This window comes from Paraburkholderia sp. J76 (assembly GCF_905220295.1).
In the GTDB taxonomy this organism is placed as follows: domain Bacteria; phylum Pseudomonadota; class Gammaproteobacteria; order Burkholderiales; family Burkholderiaceae; genus Paraburkholderia.
On sequence record NZ_CAJMZJ010000005.1, the window covers coordinates 339,217 to 355,243 of the forward strand.

At 66.0% G+C, this 16,027-nt stretch carries 12 protein-coding genes; 5 read left to right on the forward strand and 7 right to left on the reverse strand.

Annotated features, from left to right (window positions below; genetic code table 11):
* The gene (locus U5768_RS12725; protein ID WP_322030750.1) at nt 1-1,248 is read right to left on the reverse strand and encodes an oligosaccharide flippase family protein; all 1,248 of its coding nucleotides are present in this window, start codon (nt 1,246-1,248) and stop codon (nt 1-3) included.
* Between the two features lie 276 nt (nt 1,249-1,524).
* On the opposite strand from U5768_RS12725, the gene U5768_RS12730 reads away from it, so the two are divergent.
* Entirely contained in the window at nt 1,525-2,829 is a 1,305-nt protein-coding gene (locus U5768_RS12730) for a glycosyltransferase (protein WP_322030751.1), read from the forward strand.
* Between the two features lie 12 nt (nt 2,830-2,841).
* Here the strand turns inward: U5768_RS12730 and U5768_RS12735 are convergent, their stop codons facing one another.
* Entirely contained in the window at nt 2,842-4,023 is a 1,182-nt protein-coding gene (locus U5768_RS12735) for an acyltransferase (RefSeq protein WP_322030752.1), read from the reverse strand.
* Nucleotides 4,024-4,335: 312 nt separating this feature from the next.
* On the opposite strand from U5768_RS12735, the gene U5768_RS12740 reads away from it, so the two are divergent.
* The 3 genes from U5768_RS12740 to U5768_RS12750 all read left to right on the forward strand — a co-directional run bounded on the left by U5768_RS12740 (nt 4,336) and on the right by U5768_RS12750 (nt 8,419).
* Nucleotides 4,336-5,733 (forward strand): sulfite exporter TauE/SafE family protein, encoded by a 1,398-nt coding sequence (locus U5768_RS12740; protein WP_322030753.1) that lies wholly within the window; start codon nt 4,336-4,338, stop codon nt 5,731-5,733.
* Nucleotides 5,730-6,959, forward strand: coding sequence for a glycosyltransferase (locus U5768_RS12745; RefSeq protein ID WP_322030754.1), 1,230 nt, complete (start codon nt 5,730-5,732; stop codon nt 6,957-6,959). Before U5768_RS12740 ends, U5768_RS12745 begins: the two co-directional genes overlap by 4 nt.
* Before the next feature lie 320 nt (nt 6,960-7,279).
* Nucleotides 7,280-8,419 (forward strand): polysaccharide biosynthesis/export family protein, encoded by a 1,140-nt coding sequence (locus U5768_RS12750; protein WP_322030755.1) that lies wholly within the window; start codon nt 7,280-7,282, stop codon nt 8,417-8,419.
* A 65-nt stretch (nt 8,420-8,484) separates the two neighbouring features.
* Here U5768_RS12750 and U5768_RS12755 read toward each other — a convergent pair whose 3' ends face one another.
* A complete protein-coding gene (locus tag U5768_RS12755; RefSeq protein ID WP_322030756.1) occupies nt 8,485-9,189 on the reverse strand; it encodes a DapH/DapD/GlmU-related protein in 705 nt (234 codons plus the stop codon).
* A gap of 166 nt (nt 9,190-9,355) precedes the next feature.
* On the opposite strand from U5768_RS12755, the gene U5768_RS12760 reads away from it, so the two are divergent.
* Nucleotides 9,356-9,979 carry a hypothetical protein gene (locus tag U5768_RS12760; RefSeq protein WP_322030757.1) on the forward strand — a complete coding sequence of 208 codons (624 nt, stop codon included), beginning with the start codon at nt 9,356-9,358 and terminating at the stop codon, nt 9,977-9,979.
* A 58-nt stretch (nt 9,980-10,037) separates the two neighbouring features.
* Here U5768_RS12760 and U5768_RS12765 read toward each other — a convergent pair whose 3' ends face one another.
* The 4 genes from U5768_RS12765 to U5768_RS12780 form a co-directional block, all read right to left on the reverse strand.
* Nucleotides 10,038-11,390, reverse strand: a complete 1,353-nt coding sequence (locus U5768_RS12765) for a glycosyltransferase WbuB (RefSeq protein WP_322030758.1) — start codon at nt 11,388-11,390, stop codon at nt 10,038-10,040.
* A 201-nt stretch (nt 11,391-11,591) separates the two neighbouring features.
* The gene (locus U5768_RS12770) at nt 11,592-12,551 is read right to left on the reverse strand and encodes a GDP-L-fucose synthase (RefSeq protein WP_322030759.1); all 960 of its coding nucleotides are present in this window, start codon (nt 12,549-12,551) and stop codon (nt 11,592-11,594) included.
* Between the two features lie 4 nt (nt 12,552-12,555).
* A complete protein-coding gene (gmd, locus tag U5768_RS12775) occupies nt 12,556-13,674 on the reverse strand; it encodes a GDP-mannose 4,6-dehydratase (RefSeq protein WP_322030844.1) in 1,119 nt (372 codons plus the stop codon).
* Between the two features lie 102 nt (nt 13,675-13,776).
* Nucleotides 13,777-16,008: a polysaccharide biosynthesis tyrosine autokinase gene (locus U5768_RS12780; RefSeq protein WP_322030760.1), complete on the reverse strand. Its 2,232-nt coding sequence runs from the start codon at nt 16,006-16,008 to the stop codon at nt 13,777-13,779.
* Between the last annotated feature and the right edge of the window lie 19 nt (nt 16,009-16,027).

Below are 16,027 nucleotides of genomic sequence, written 5' to 3' on the forward strand. Positions count from 1 at the left end.
TTATTTCTGACGCGAGACGCGATACAGCATCCACGCTGCGCACGAGGCGAGGCCGAAGGTCATCGACCACGCAACGCCCGTCACGCCCCACATATGCAGCGAAGGCGGCACGGACACGATCAGCGCCATGACCTGGAGCAGCGACGCGACGGTAACGGCACGCGCGTCGCCCACGGCGCGCAGATACGAGGCGAGCACCGAGTTCAGCGCGCTGATCGCCATGTTGATGACGAAGATGCGAAAGAGCGGCACGGCCGACAGCCACGCGGCGCCGAGCACGAACGAGAAGAGCGGCTCGGCGGCGAAGCGCAGCACGACCACGACGCACGCGAGCCCCGCCACGGCCACCATGAGATACATCCGGAACAGGCGCGCGGCCGATTGCGGGCCGCCGCGATGATGCGCGGCAAACGTGGGAAACAGATACTGCGAGAGCGCGAGCGCGGCGTCGGCGAGGAGCATCTGCGCGAGCTTCGAGGACATCTGCCAGGCGCCCAGTTGCGTCGGCCCGAGCAGCTTGCCCACCACCACCTTGTCGAACTGGTTGGTGATGAGAATGATCACGCTGCTCGCCCAGATCCAGCGGCTAAAACCCACGTAGTGGCCGATGCCCGACCAGCGCAGCCGGATCGGCGGCCGCGGCGAAAGCGCGATCCACGTCAAGGCGCTCTTGAAGGCCTCGCCGACCATCATGCCGAGCAGCAGCGAATACGGCCCGGCGCCCGCGAACGCGAGCGCAATGCCGAAGCCGCAGTCGAGACACGACGACGAGATTTCGATCGCCGCAATATGCTGGAAGTGGCGCTCGCGCTGTGTGATGAAATACGCGGGCGATGCAAGCCCGCGCAAGAGCGGCAGCAGCGCGGCAAGCTGCACGAGCCCGATGGCGCCGCCCAGGTGGAACTGCGCGTCCATGAGCGGCGCGCTCGCGACGAGCAGGCCGCCGATCAGCAGGCCGCGCGTAGCGAGCGTGGTCCAGACGGCGCCGGCCTCGTCGCGCGTGGGCGGCGCGCGGCCCTGAATCACGGCTTGCGCGAGACCCGTGTCGGAGAGCGCTTCGGCAATCGCAACCGCGAGCAGCGCGACGCTCGCAAGGCCGATTGCGGAGGGCCCGAGAATGCGCCCGATCACGAGGAACTTGACGGCCACGAGGCCGCGCACGACGACCTGCTGCAACAGCACCCAGGTCGCGGCGCCGGGTCCGAAGCCGGCCTTGATCGGTATTGCTGGCAGCCGCATGACGCGCAAAATGCATCTCCTGTTTTCGATCCCTGAGCCGGCGTTTCAGTGCGGTTCCGGGTTCCCTTCGAGCCTGTGCGAGAGCGCGCTTTCGTCACCCGTTCTGGACCTTACCGCGCCGCGCTTGCCACGACGCGCCATCAGCCAGGCGGATTCGGACGCGCGGTCAAACGGCGTCTGCCCAGGCTTTTTCGGCCACCGCGCCGCGCAATCTGGCGCATACCGCTTGCGCACCACTGCTATGTTGTTCGTCATAACGCTCATCGGGCCCCCCGCATGGAAAACGTGTCGACAGCCAGATACCGCAATGCCGACCCCGACACCACGGACGCCGCCGCATTGTCCGGCGCCGAGGGCGACACGGTCGTGACGGCCGGCCCGCGAGGCGTGCGCGCATCGGCGAGCGGCGACTGGATCGCCATCATCGAGCCGAACTTCACCGGCCACCGCTGGCGCTACGTCGAGTGGGTCGCGCAGGCGTGCGTGGAAGCCGGGCACCGCTGCGTCGTCGTCACCGACACGGAATACGCGAATCATCCGCTCGCGCAGCGCATCGCGCGCGAAGCGCGGCCCGACCTGCGTCTCGTGGCGCTCGACCTGCACACCGTTCCGCCCGGGCCGCATTTCGCCGCGAGCGTGTACATGCGCTTTCGCAACTTCTATGCACGCGCGTTCCGGCAGATCAGCAAAACGATGTACGTGCGGCTCGTCGTGGCGCCCTACGCCGACTATTTCTTCTACACGCTCGCGGGGTTCGACTCGCCCTTCGGCGAGACGCCCTGGATCGCCATCGTCATGGGCATGACGTTTCATCATGCGCGCATCGGCCTGCGCACGCCGCGCCGGCGCTTCGTGGACATGGCGAAGTCGGCGCTGTTTCGCCGCGCCATGCGCTCGCGCGGGCTGCGCGAACTCTTCACGATCGATCCGACGCTGCCCGACTGGTTCGCCACCACGAACCCCCAGCGCGCCGCGCCCCTCAGCTATCTGGCCGATCCGTTTCCCGAAATCGAAGGCATGGACCCCGCGCTCGCGCGCGAGAAGCTGAAGCTCGAAGCGCATACGCGCTATCTGCTCGTGTACGGCGCGATCGGCGAACGCAAGGGCATTCGCGAACTGATGCTCGCGCTCGAACAGAAACCCGATGCGCCGTGCCTCGTGATCGCGGGCCAGCAGGACGACGAGACCCGCGCGTTCATCGACGCGCACGCATCGCGACTCGCGAGCGCGCCTGTGATCTTCAACCAGTTCATTTCTGACGAGATGGAGCGCGAACTCTTTTCCGCCTGCGACGCCGTGTGGCTTGGCTACAAGCAGCACTACGGCATGAGCGGCGTGCTCGTGCAGGCATATCGATTCGGCAAGCCGGTAGTGGCCAGCGCCGATGGCCTGATTGGCTGGTATTGCCGCGACGGCGCGCTCGGCCCGCTCCTCGACGACCTCGAACCGGCCACCATCGCGCGCGCGCTCGAAGCGCTCGCGCAGCGCTGGCGCGCGGGCCCGAATGCCGCGCAGCCCGCTGGCGACCATCTCCTTTCGGCTAACACGCTCGCACGGTTCAAGCACACGCTGCAGACCGCGATGGCGTGAGCGCACGCAACCTCACGCCACGCCTTCGATCTTGTTGTCCCCCGCGCCCGCGGTGGTCGTGTTGGTCGTGTCAGGACGCTCGGCAGGCACGGCCCCGCGCGAGTCGGGGAACATCACTTCGCGCAGACGCAGGAACGGGAATTCGACCGCGCGCGTGGTGAGATAGCCGAGCACCGCAGCGATGAAGAACTGCGCGAACAGCACGACCGGCCACGCGGCGAGCGGCGGCACGCCGAGCGCACTCGCCTTGTGGATCAGATAGTCGCCGGGCGCGAGCGCGAGCGAATGCCAGAGATAGATGCCGTACGAATACACGCCGAGCCACGCGAGCCCGCGATACAGCCACGTCGAGCGCAATCTGCCCGAATGTTCGAGCACGAGCATGATGAGCGCGCAAAATCCGATGGCCTGGAGCGTGTAGCCAATGCTTTCATCGAGCGCGACATCGGGCGTCGCGAACACGAGCCATGCGAGGAGCAGTCCGACCGCGCCGAACAGCCAGCGCTTCTTCGCGGCGAGCATGCGCCAGACTTCGGGCTTCATCCAGTAGATGGTCGCGAGTATTACGCCGATCAGCAGGCTGTCCATGCGGTACTGCGTGTAGTTGAACGCCCCGACGAGATCGCCGTGCGACACCGCTATGCAACGCGCGCTGAGGACGAGCGCGCAGAGGCCCGCCATCACGGCGATCAATGCATTCGCGCGCAACCGGAAGTGCGCAAGCAGGATCAACAGCGCGGGCAGAAACAGATAGAAGTGTTCTTCGACAGCGAGGCTCCACGTTTGCGCAATGGAGGTGCCGAAGTAATTCTGCATGTGCGTGAGATTCTGCCAGAGGAACGTATCGGGCCGATGGCGCCCGGCCAGCAGGTGAAAGAAAATCAGCGCGTAATACGCCGGCCAGATCTTGAAGATCCGCCGCACGATGAAGCGGCGCGCGCCGATGCGGCCCGTTTGCGAGTATTGGCGCAGCAGAAGGCCGCCCACGAGAAAGCCGCTTAGTGTGAAGAAAAGATTCACGCCTTCGTGGCCGAAGCTTTTCAGCGGATACTCGAGCACGCTCACCCACGGATGGCCCGTGCGCACGGTGTGGAAGTGAAAGCCCATCACGACGAAGATCGCAATGCCACGCACGAAGTCCAGCTCGACGGAACGCCCTTTCGTCGGCGGTCTCACTCCGTGTAGTAGCTTCATGACCTTTCCTCGCTTTCGTCCGTGCCGGATTCTTGCGCAAGGCAGACGATGGAAAAACCGGCTCCTGCCGACCCCATCATGAACACTGGCACCGTGCAGCGTGCGCCAAGTTCCCGCCGTTCTCAGCCAGTTGTGTGCGCGAAACCACACGCCGAAGCAGAATATTTTTCCTGCCGCCACAACCCTGCCGCTTCCCGCCACGCGCGTACGCAAGCCGCTTGCGGCGTTTTATATTGAGTCGAGCCCACGCGTGCGGCACGCATGGTTATTGCGCCGCACGCAACCCTATGCACCGCACCGGGAGGAACGCCGATGCGAAACAAACATGCTGCTCTATGGCTCTGGGTGTGCCTCGTGCCTCTCGCTTTCGACTACAAGGCGCCTGACTCCCAGTTCGGCCACGGCGCGCAATGGCTGGCCGTCATTCCGGCCCTGGCTGGCGCGCTCATTCTGGCGATGATCGGCCCGCGCTTCGCGCGTCCGAACCGCCTGCGCTCGTTCATCACGGCCGCGATCGTGGCGAGCCTCGCCGGCAGTCTCATCGCGCAAGTGCTGCAACACAATCCCGTTGGCCAGTACCTGCGCGTGATTTTGCCGTTCCTGCTGTTCGCGCTCGGCTACTGGGCCATGTGCCGCCCGTGGCACCCCGTTCGCGTCATGCAGATGCAGCGTGCGCTCTACTACGCGAACGTGCTGGGTCTCGTGTTCACGTTCTTCTTCGGCTTGCTGGCCGTTGGCGGCCCGCTCGCCGACATCCGCTTTCGCATTGTCTCGCCGACGATGCTCGCGCTGCAGGCCATGTTGCTGCACCAGTTCATCGTCGCGCGGCGCTTCAACATGACGATGGTCCTCGTGTTCCTCGCCACGCTGATCGTCGAGTTGCTGAGCGTCACGCGCAGCCTGCTGATCGCGACCATTCTGCTCGCCATGTTCGCCGCGTGGCTCGCGTCGCCGTCGCTGAGTCATCTGATCAAATCGTTCTTCCGCACGGGCATTGCGCTTTCGTTCGTCGTGGCGCTCGGCGTGGGGACGGCGTGGCTCTTCCCGTCCATCACGGAACACTGGACGCAGCGTGTGACGGCCGCGCAAAACGCGGACTCAGACCGTGACCCGACCACCGTCACGCGTATTGCGGAAATGCGCGACCAGTACGATCAGGTCACCGAATCGGTGGAATCGGTGCTGTTCGGCAAGGGGTATGGCCACCTCTACCGCTACTCGCCCCTTTACTACCAGTACGTGAACCAGACGTTCAGCAAGGACGATTACTTCAACACCAGCGACTGGGTGGCGGGCCACAACTTCTGGGTGTACCAGCTCTACGCCGAAGGCATCGTGTTTGGCGGCTGCATGCCGGTCGCGGTGATCGTCGCGCTCATCGTTGCGGGCCGCGCATTCAGACGCTGGCGCCGCATTGCGCCGCGCCACCCGTTGCTCATGCCGCTCAGCATGGCGCTGCTCGTGCTCGCCGCGCTGCCCGGCGCGTCCATTGGCGGCAATCCGCTCGGAACGCGTTTTTCGGGCCTCGTGTATGGCCTCGCGCTCGGGCTCATCGTCTCGCTGTATTCGCAGCTTCATTACCGCATCGACCTTCAACGCAAGCGCCAGCGCCTGCACCCTTCCTATGGGCGCGAGCCGGCCTTCCGACCCACGGCGCCCGCGGCGGCGCCGGTGCCGCTCAACACCTATGCGACTCCGGAGCCTCGATGAAAATCCTCCACCTCGTGTCCACGGTCGACCCGCGTTCGGGCGGCCCGATTGAAGGCGTGCGCCAGAGCGGTCTCGCGATGACGGCGCTCGGTCATCAGATCGAAGTGGCCTCGCTCGACCCCATCGATGCGCCTTACGTGCGCGAATTTCCGCTCCCGCTGCACGCCCTGGGCCCGGGCCGCGGCCACTACGGATACTGCCCGGCCTACGTGGCGTGGCTGCGCGCGAACGCGCGACGCTTCGACGCGGCGATCGTGCACGGGCTCTGGCAATACCACGGCTTTGGCGCGCGGCGCGCGCTGCGCCACGCCCAGGTGCCGTACTACGTGTACACGCACGGCATGCTCGACCCGTGGTTCAAATCCACTTATCCGCTCAAGCATCTGAAGAAATGGGCTTACTGGCCGTGGGCCGATTTTCGCGTGCTGCGCGACGCGGCCGCCGTGATCTTCACGACCGACGAAGAACGCCTGCTGGCGCGCGAATCGTTCTGGCTGTACCGCGCAAACGAGCGCGTCGTGCCGTTCGGCACCAATGCGCCCCAGGATCACCCGGACGCGTTGCGCGAGGCCTTTCTGCAGGAATCGCCGCATCTGCGCAACAAGCGCATCGTGCTGTTTCTCGGCCGTATGCATCCCAAGAAGGGTTGCGACGTGCTGGTTCACGCGTTCGCCGCCCACGCGCGCGAAACGCCGGACGCGCATCTGCTGATGGCGGGCCCCGACCAGAGCAACTGGCAGCCCGCGCTGCAGGCAATAGCGCAGTCGCACGGTATCGCGCATCGCATCAGTTGGCCGGGCATGCTGCAAGGCAACCTCAAGTGGGGCGCGCTTTTTGCTAGCGACGTGTTCGTGCTGCCGTCGCACCAGGAGAACTTTGGCGTGTCCGTGGCGGAAGCGCTTGCCTGTGGATTGCCTGCGCTCGTCTCGGACAAGGTGGGCGTGTGGCGCGAGATCGACGAGGACGGCGCGGGGTTCGTCGCGCCCGACACGGTGGCGGGCACGCAGCGCAACTTCGCGTCGTGGCGCGCGCTCGACGATCGCGCGCGCGACGCAATGCGCGCGCAGGCGCGGCGCACGTTCGACGCACGCTTCGCGATGGACGGCATGGTGCGCTCGCTGCTCGGCTTGTTGCAGGAGCATCCGTCGCTCGCGGCCGCGCGATTTCGCGCCGGGCGCCCGATGAACGCCATGGCGCCGGGCGAGCCCGCGGAGCAAACCGAATAAGCATGAACAAGCGTGAACACGCGCGAATATGCGAAGAAAAAAGCGGCAACGGATAGCGAAACTGGTAAGGATTGGCAGGGGTGACGAAGCAACGCAGCCGAAGCGTCATAACGAATCGAACGATGAGCCCGCGTTGCACTTTCGTGGCGATGTGCGAATCCTGTGAGTAAGGGGGCAACACCATGTTGAGCAGCACACCTGATTGTTCTGGCGGCGAGAGCGTGGATGCAATGGCAGCAATTGCAACGCAACCCGCGACTCAGCCCGCGCGCAGTTTGCGCAGATTCACATCCGGCCGCGCACGGGCGGCCTTGTCGGCAATGGCGGCCATTGTGGCGGCCGCGGCCCTGATTTCGGGCTGCGGGCTCTCGCCGGGCATGCAGGCGCCATCGAGCGTCACGCAGGCAAAGGCGGCAACCGATGCCGCGCGCACGGGCGGCAGCGGGGATCAGCCGCCACCGGGCGCGCTAGTCGAGATCAATAACGAGCTGGTCGCGAAGCAGGCCGCGTCGAGACCGACGACGGTCCCCTCCAACGTCGAGACCCTGTTCGGCACGCCCAAGCCCTACACGCTCGGGCCCGGCGACGTGCTGAGCATCGTCGTGTGGGATCACCCCGAGATGAACCTGCCGACGGGCGGTGGCACGGGCGGCAACGGGCAGCAGGACCAGAGCGCGAGCCAGGTGCAGTCGGGCTATACCGTCGACTCGACAGGTGCGATCCAGGTGGCCTACGTGGGGCCGATCCACGTGGCCGGGCTCACCGAAATGGAAGCGCGCAACCTCGTGGCGAGCAAGCTCGCGTACTACCTGAACAAGCCGCAGGTGACGCTGCGCATCGAGTCGTACCGCAGCCGGCGCGTCTATGTGGACGGCGAAGTGCGCACGCCCGGCCTCATGGTGCTCAACGACATGACGATGTCGCTGCCCGAGGCGATCAACCGCGCGGGCGGCTTCACGGCGGCGGGCGACCGCTCGCGGGTTAGCGTGACGCGCGGCGACAAGACGATCATGGTGAACATTCCCGACATGATCAAAAAAGGCGTGAATCCGGACAAGATCCTGCTGCAAAACGGCGACCTCGTGCGCGTGTATTCGGCGAACGAAAGCCGCGTGTTCGTGCTGGGCGAAGTCGGGCACCCGGGGCCGCTTCCGTTCGATAACGGCCACCTCTCGCTGAACGATGCACTGGGCGACGCGGGCGGCGTGAGCCAGGGTTCCGGCGACGCCTCGCAGGTGTACGTGGTGCGTGGGCAAAAGGAAGGACACCGTACGGTCTTCCATCTCGACGCGTCGTCGCCGGAAGCCATGGCCACGGCGGACGAGTTCGACCTTCAGCCGAACGACGTCGTGTTCGTGGATGCCTCGGCGCTCGTGAAGTGGAGCCGCGTCATCAACCTGATCCTGCCGAGTACGCAGGCGGCTGCGGCGGGCCGGGCGGTGGGTTACGGCGGGTACTAGCGCACGGAGTTCGCGTATGAATACGGGCAGGCCATCAGGCCTGCCCATATGCGCATGACGCCGCCTTATTCCTGAGGCGCGCGTTCATCGAAACGCCAGCGGATAAAGCGGCACGGATTGCCTCCGTACACGCCGCCCGCGTCCAGCGAGCGATGCACGACCGAAAGCGGCGTGACGACCGCCGAGCGCCCGATCGTCACGCCCATCTGCACCACGCATTTCGACGAGATCCACGCGCCGTCCTCGATCACGATGGGCGCGACGTGCAGATCCATGTTCGTGCGCATGTCGTGCGAGCCCGCGCTGAGAAACGCGCCCTGCGAAATGCAGACGTTCGAACCGATGCGGATAGGCGCCTGGTTGTAGATCCACACGTCCACGCCGATCCAGCAGTTGTCGCCCATCTCCAGGTTCCACGGCGCCTTCACGCGCATGGGGTGCACGAGGCGGCAACGCTCGCCGACCTTCGCGCCGAACAGGCGCAGCAAGCCCACGCGCAGCGCGGAGAGCGGCAGCAGACGATTGTCGAGCACGCACGTCTCGACCAGATACCACGCGGCCTGCACGAGCTTGCCGCGGCGCGCGACATAGTTGCCCTTGCCCGCGCGGCTCAAATCGATCACGCGGATTTCCGCGCCCTCGCCCTCGCCCGCGGACGGCGCCGCGGCTTGGGCGGGCGCCGCGCCAATGCCATCCCGGCGGCCAGCATTGCCGACGTTCGCGTTGACGTTTCCCTTGAGAGTGCCGAGACCTTCGACCGTTTCCGCCATGAACGCTCCTTGCCCATCATCAAGCGACGATTCGATTATCCGGCGGCCTCCGCTTCGGCTCGCGCGCGTGGCCGACACCGCCGGGGTTTTGGCGCGGCGCGGCGACGCGGCGTAGGCACCATGAAGGCTTGACGCCGCATCGTTCGCGGCGCGCGGGATCCATGCCATGTCCGTCTTTTCTCGTCGTCAGTTCGCGCTTTATACGTTCGCCGCGTCGCTACAGGCCGCGTGCGCGGCGTGGCCGTGCGCCGTGCTTGCACAGAATGCCCCTTACGGTGCGGCAACCGGCGGCTCGTCCCTCGGCGGCACGTCCGTTACGGCGGGCAGCCGGAGCAACACCGCGGCCAGCCCCGCGCAGCGTCAGCAACTCGACGAACAGCGGCTGCTCGGGGGCCCGAGCACGTCGTCGGGCAGCCCCTATAGCATGACGCCATACAAGAGCAATGGCGCTTCGCCGGACGACGCTCAGGACGCGCTCACGAACGAAAAGCACATGCACGTCGTGACACCGGGGGATTACGCGGCGAGCGCGGCAAGAGCCTCGGGCGGCCGCAGCGACAGAAGCGGCGGCGCGGGCAGCAGGATCGGGTCGAACGGCAGGTCGCGCGCCGGCAACGCGGTGGCGCGCGGTTCGGCTGGCACGCCCGCGGGTGGGCGCCGCTCGAGCGCCGGGTACGACTACGGCGCGAGCCAGACCTCGCCGACCGCCCAGGTCTATGGCAATCCGTACGGCAGCCCGTACGGCTCGCCCGACCAGTCCAACTCCGATCTCTACAAGTCGCCGTGGTAATGTCCTGGTGACGCACCGTGGTAACGACGCGCCGGCGGTTCAAGCCGGGCGCCGTCGATCACACGTCGGACTGTTCGACCTCCTGCAACGTCGATCCGCCATTACCCGCTTGTTGCGCCGAAGCCGCGCCCATCGCCGCGGGCTGCGGCTCGACGTGCGATTCGCCCGCCTGCCTGGCCGCCCCATCCGCGAGTCCTGCGAGCTTCGCTTCGAGCACCTCGAAGATCGCTTGCGGCGACAGCGTGCGCTTCGCGTAGCGCCGCGCGGCACGGCCTAGCGTGGCGCGCCGCGCAGGGTCGCCCGCCAGTTCGACGATTGCCGCAGCGAGCGCCTGACCATCCTCGGGCGGCACGACGATCCCGTGGTTCGACACCACGTCGAAGAGACTCGTGCCGGGCCGCGCCATGGCGACCACGGCGCGGCCGCTGGCGAGCATGCCGGTGAGCTTCGAGGGCATCACGAGATCGGCGGCGTCGTTGCGCTGCGGCAGCACGTGGATATCGGCCACGTTCAATAGTTCGTTGAGCATGGACACGGGCTGCAGCGGCAGCACATGGCAGTTCGAAAGCGGCTCGCAACGCGCCACTAACTCGCGCCTGGCCGCGCCGTCGCCGCAAAACACGAAGCTGATATCGGTGCGCGCGGCGAGCGCCGTGGCGACGTCCGCGAGAATTTCGATGCCCTGCTTCGCCCCCATGTTTCCCGAGTAAAGCACGACAGTGTTGTCCTGAGGGATACCGAGGCGCCGCCGGAACGCGCTCGGATACGGCAGCGGAAAGATGGCGCGGGTATCGACCCAGTTCGGCAGGCAAACGGCGCGCGACGCGTCCACGCCCTTGTCGATGGCGCGCTCGACCATGCGCGTCGAAATCGACGAGACCACGTCGAAGCGCCGTAATATCCAGCGTTCGGCGGCAAAGGCCATTCGCCCGAGCCGTGACTCCTGACCGCCCTTCAGCAAGCCCAGATCGAACGCCGCATCGACTTCGAAGTCCTGAATATGCAGCCAGCTTTTCGCCCCGGCGGCGCGCGCGAGCATGAGCGCGCCGGGCGCGCAAAAGAGCGTCGGCGCGATCAGCATGACGGCCTGCGGCCGCCACGCCGCGAGCCGCGCGAGAAGCGGCAGCGACGAGAGTGCGAAGCTCGCCAGATGCACGATGCGTTTGAGGCCGCCCTGCTGCGCGGGCACCCACAGCGGCGCGCGCCAGATACTCACGCCGCGCAACGTTTCGCGTGTGTAGCGACCCGCGCGATAGCCCTCGTGCACACGCCACTGCGGGTAATAAGGCGGCGCGCAGATCACGCGCACGTCATGGCCGTGCGCCACGAGCAGTTCCGCCATTTCGGCCGTGTATTTGCCGACGCCCGTTACCTCGGGCGCGTAATTCAGTCCGTAGATCAGGATTCTCATTGCGTGGGTTCCGTCCCTGAGCTGGCTCATGAGCGAACTCGTAACTGCTTATGTGCCGCTTATGAGTTGCTTTTTGTGCCGCTTTCAATCGTCTCGCGCGCCGAGCGAAAAAAAGCGGGCGTCGTGCATCCGGTCCGCGCACGACGCCCACCACCTAACCAGACGCCTTGTCTGCCAGCCATCGGTCCCCGTCAGGCCGCATCAAGCCCGCATGCCCGCCTCGTACGCCGGGGCGGCCCAGGTTTGAAGAAAGTCGTCGTAGGTGCGGGCGAGCCCCTCTTCGAGGCCAATGTGCGCGCGCCAGCCCAGATCGCCCAGGCGCGAGACGTCGAGCAGCTTGCGCGGCGTGCCGTCGGGCTTGGTCGAATCGAATACCAGTTCGCCATCGAATCCCACCACGTCGCACACGCGCTGCGCGAGATCGCGAATCGACAGGTCCTCGCCCACGCCGACGTTGTAGACGCCGTCGCCGGTCTCGTGCTCCAGCACGAAGATCGTCGCATCGGCGAGATCGTCCACGTGCAGGAACTCGCGGCGCGGCTTGCCCGAACCCCAGACGGTCAGCGTGCGCTGGCCGTTGCTGCGCGCCTCGTGCGCCTTGCGGATCAGCGCGGGGAGCACGTGGCTGCTGTTGAGGTCGTAGTTGTCGTGCGGGCCGTACAGGTTGGTCGGCATGAGCGAGACGAAATGCGTGCCGTACTGGCGGTTATAGGCTTCGCACAGCTTGAGGCCCGCGATCTTCGCAATCGCGTAGGCCTCGTTGGTGGGTTCGAGCGGCGAGGTAAGCAAATAGGTTTCGCGGATCGGCTGCGGGCATTCGCGCGGATAAATGCACGACGAGCCGAAGAACACCAGCCGCTCCACGCCCGCGTTGTACGCCGCGCGGATCACGTTGGTCTCGATTGCCAGGTTGTCCCAGGCGAATTGGGCAGGCTGCGTCGAATTCGCCAGAATGCCCCCCACGCGCGCGGCCGCGAGCAGAACCGCATCGATGGCTTCGCCTTCGAAAAAGGCGTCGACCGCGGCCTGGTCGGTGAGATCCAGTTCGGCATGAGTGCGCATGACGAGGTTCCAGTAACCCTTCGCCTGCAACGCCCGCACGAGCGCCGAGCCCACCATGCCACGATGGCCGGCCACGAAGATTCGGGAGTTCTTGTCCATGCGTTCACTCGTGATGTTCGAGAGCCTTGAATCCGGCCAGTTTGACGAGCGCGTCGCGCCGGGCAACCTGATAGTCGGCCCGCACCATTTCCTTGACCAGCTCCTGGAACGTCGTGACCGGCTTCCAGCCCAGCTTCTCCTGAGCCTTCGAGGCGTCGCCAAGCAGCGTCTCCACCTCGGTCGGACGGAAGTAGCGCGGGTCCACGCGCACGATCACGTCGCCGGGTTCCAGCCGCATGTCGCGCGCCTCCACGCGGTCGACGATGCCGACTTCGTCCACGCCGCTGCCCTCGAACCGCACCGTGATGCCCAGTTCCTCGGCGGCCGCGCGCACGAAGTCGCGCACGCTGTATTGCACACCGGTCGCGATCACGAAGTCCTCGGGCTGATCCTGCTGAAGCATGCGCCACTGCATATCGACGTAATCGCGCGCGTGGCCCCAGTCGCGCATGGCGGAAAGATTGCCGAGATACAGCATCTTCTGCAGCCCGACCGCGATACGCGCGATGGCGCGCGTGATCTTGCGCGTGACGAACGTCTCGCCGCGTTGCGGCGACTCGTGATTGAAGAGGATGCCGTTGCACGCGAACATGCCGTGCGCCTCGCGATAATTGACCGTGGTCCAGTACGCGAACAGCTTCGCCACCGCATACGGACTGCGCGGATAGAACGGCGTGGTCTCGCGCTGCGGCACCTCCTGCACGAGCCCGTATAGCTCGGAGGTCGAGGCCTGATAAAAGCGCGTTTTCTTCGTGAGGTCGAGAATGCGGATCGCCTCCAGAATTCGCAGCGTGCCGAGGCCATCCGCGTTCGCGGTGTACTCGGGTTCCTCGAACGACACCGCCACATGGCTTTGCGCGGCGAGGTTGTAGATTTCGTCGGGTGCAACGCGCTGGATCACGCGCAACAGCGCCGTGGAATCGGTCAGTTCGCCGTGATGCAACTGAATGCCGGGTTCCGGATCGTGCACGTCGCGATACAGATGATCGATGCGGTCCGTGTTGAAGAGCGACGAGCGCCGCTTGATGCCATGCACCTCGTAGCCTTTGTTCAATAGCAGTTCTGCCAGATACGAACCGTCCTGTCCGGTGATACCGGTGATCAACGCAACCTTGCGAGCCATCGCCATCGTTCTCTCCTCGCGTGAGCGAAATGGAATTCGGTGGTTCCACTATCCGCGCCGGCCCCCCGGCCGGCCGCGGACCTGCCGCTTTTTTCCCGCTATTTACCCTGAAACGCTTTCGTAACCGTAGTACCCGCCGCGATACCCGCCGCCGATGAACGCGCCCGTCTTCGGCACATCGGTGAGCAGCACGCCGCGCAGATTCACGCCGCCGATGCGCAGGCGCTTGACCGTTTCCTCCAGCTCCGAAATCGGGTGACGGCCGTGGCGGATCGCCAGCAGCGTCGTGCCCGCGTAGCGTCCGATCACCGTCGAGTCGGTCACCGCGAGCACGGGCGGCGTGTCGACGATCACGAGGTCGTATTTCGCGCCCAGTTCCTGGAGCAGCGACTCGAAGCGCGGACTCATCAGCAGTTCGGACGGATGCGAGTGCAGCGAACCCTTCGCGAGCACGTCGAGCCCCGGCAGCACCTCGTGCTGGATCGCGCGCTCCAGGTCCGCGCCGAGCAGCACGTCCGAGAGGCCCGGCTGGTGCGCGATGCCGAAGTGCGAATGCACGTCGCCGCGCCGCATGTCGCCGTCGACGATCAGCACGCGCTTTTGCACCGACGCAACCAGGGCCGCCAGGTTGACCGAAAGGAACGATTTGCCGATGTCGGGCCGCGAGCCCGTGAGCATCACGATGTTGTTGCGCGCGTCGTTCAGCGTGAGCTGAAGCGAGGTGCGAAGGCTGCGCACGCCTTCCACCGCGACGTCCTGCGGATTCTGCTGCGCGAGCACATGCAGCCCGCGGCGGCGCGACGACACGTGATGCTGCAACCGCAGTTGCTGCGGGCTGCGCGGCACCACGGCGAAGACCGGCACGCCGAGCGCGGCTTCGAGTTCGTCCGGGCGCTCCACGCCGCCGTACAGCGACTTGCGCACGAACGCGACGAGCACGCCGAGCACGAGCCCCGCGCCGATCGCGAGCGCGATCACGAGCAGCTTCTTCGGACGCACGGGGTCATCCGGCGCTTCGGCGAAATCGACCACGCGCACGTCGCCTACCTGGCCCGCGCGCGCCACACGCAGTTGCTGCGCGCTGTTCAGCAGGCTCGTGTAAAGCTCCGTGCTCACGTGCACGTCGCGCAACAGACGCACGGCGGACTGCTCGGTATCGGGCAGTTGCGCCACGTTGCGCGTGAGTTGCGATTGCGCGGCTTGCAGCGTGCCGATCTGCGCGTCGAGCGCCTGCACGGCCGGGTGATGCTCGGTGAAACGCTGCGCGAGTTCGGCGCGCTGCTGGCGCAGGTCTTCGAGACGAATCTTGTTGTCGCTCACCTGCTGCAGCAGCAGCCGGCTTTCTTCGCCGAGATCGACGGTGCCGTGCTCGTTACGGAACTTGTTGTACTTCTGTTCGGCTGCATCGACCTGCGCGCGCAATTGCGGCAACTGGTCGTCGAGGAAAGCGAGCATATGTTCGGCTTCGGCCGAACGGCTGGCGATGTCCTGCTTGATGAACTCGTGCGCCACGTTGTTGAGGATCGCGGCCGTCTGCTTGCTGTTGTGGCCTTCGAGACTCGCGCGGATCACGCCCGACTGCAGCCCGACTTCCTGGATTTCGAGCGCGCGCTCCAGCCGCTCGACGGTGGTGAGCGTCGAGGCGCGCGTGAGCAGGAACGGCGTGCCGGGTTCGCCGCTCAAACTGTCCACGTGCAGCGAGATCGGCCCGACCGAGGTGTTGGCGCTCACGTCCTCGCCCACGCGGCCTTGCAGGAGCGGAATGCCGTCCGGGTCGCGCAGCGTGAAGGTGCCGGGCTCGTCGCCGGCCACGACCGTGAAGTCGCGCTCGTACATCGCTTCGGGCGTATCGAAGCGCGACACCGTGATGTCGCCGCCGCCCCATGCATAGCCGGAAGGACGCATGAATCCGGGCAGGTGCCGCCCCCACGACGAACTCAGGATGCCGGAGAGCATGCCGCCGATCACGGGCATTTCGCGCGGCCGCGCGGAAATGTCGAGGTGCAGCTTGCGCACGGTTTCCTCGGTCACGTTGCGCGACTTCAGCATTTCGATCACGCCGTTGGCCGTCGACTTTTCGTCGAACATGCCCGTGAGCGGCGGCAGGCTGCTGTCCTTCTTGCTGGCATCGCCCTTGTCGACGAGATGGAACAGCACGTCGGCGCGATAGGTCGGCGTGGCGAGGAAGGCATAGGCCGCGCCGAGCAGCGTGACGGCGAGCGTCACGATCGCGATAGCGCGCCAGTTCGCGACCATCGTTTGCAGGTAGTCGCCTAGGTATCGCTCATCGGCGCCTGCTGCGCCATAGTAAGCGCCGTCATAATTCATCGCCATCTTGCTTCTCCCGAAACCT

What these genes read in the sequence shown, in the direction of transcription:
- U5768_RS12755 (WP_322030756.1), bottom strand. Translation starts at nt 9,189, where the DNA reads ATGGCGGAAACGGTCGAAGGTCTCGGCACTCTCAAGGGAAACGTCAAC.
- U5768_RS12735 (WP_322030752.1), bottom strand. Translation starts at nt 4,023, where the DNA reads ATGAAGCTACTACACGGAGTGAGACCGCCGACGAAAGGGCGTTCCGTC.
- U5768_RS12780 (WP_322030760.1), bottom strand. Translation starts at nt 16,008, where the DNA reads ATGGCGATGAATTATGACGGCGCTTACTATGGCGCAGCAGGCGCCGAT.
- U5768_RS12765 (WP_322030758.1), bottom strand. Translation starts at nt 11,390, where the DNA reads ATGAGAATCCTGATCTACGGACTGAATTACGCGCCCGAGGTAACGGGC.
- gmd (WP_322030844.1), bottom strand. Translation starts at nt 13,674, where the DNA reads ATGGCTCGCAAGGTTGCGTTGATCACCGGTATCACCGGACAGGACGGT.
- U5768_RS12750 (WP_322030755.1), top strand. Translation starts at nt 7,280, where the DNA reads ATGGCGGCCATTGTGGCGGCCGCGGCCCTGATTTCGGGCTGCGGGCTC.
- U5768_RS12770 (WP_322030759.1), bottom strand. Translation starts at nt 12,551, where the DNA reads ATGGACAAGAACTCCCGAATCTTCGTGGCCGGCCATCGTGGCATGGTG.
- U5768_RS12760 (WP_322030757.1), top strand. Translation starts at nt 9,356, where the DNA reads ATGTCCGTCTTTTCTCGTCGTCAGTTCGCGCTTTATACGTTCGCCGCG.
- U5768_RS12740 (WP_322030753.1), top strand. Translation starts at nt 4,336, where the DNA reads ATGCGAAACAAACATGCTGCTCTATGGCTCTGGGTGTGCCTCGTGCCT.
- U5768_RS12745 (WP_322030754.1), top strand. Translation starts at nt 5,730, where the DNA reads ATGAAAATCCTCCACCTCGTGTCCACGGTCGACCCGCGTTCGGGCGGC.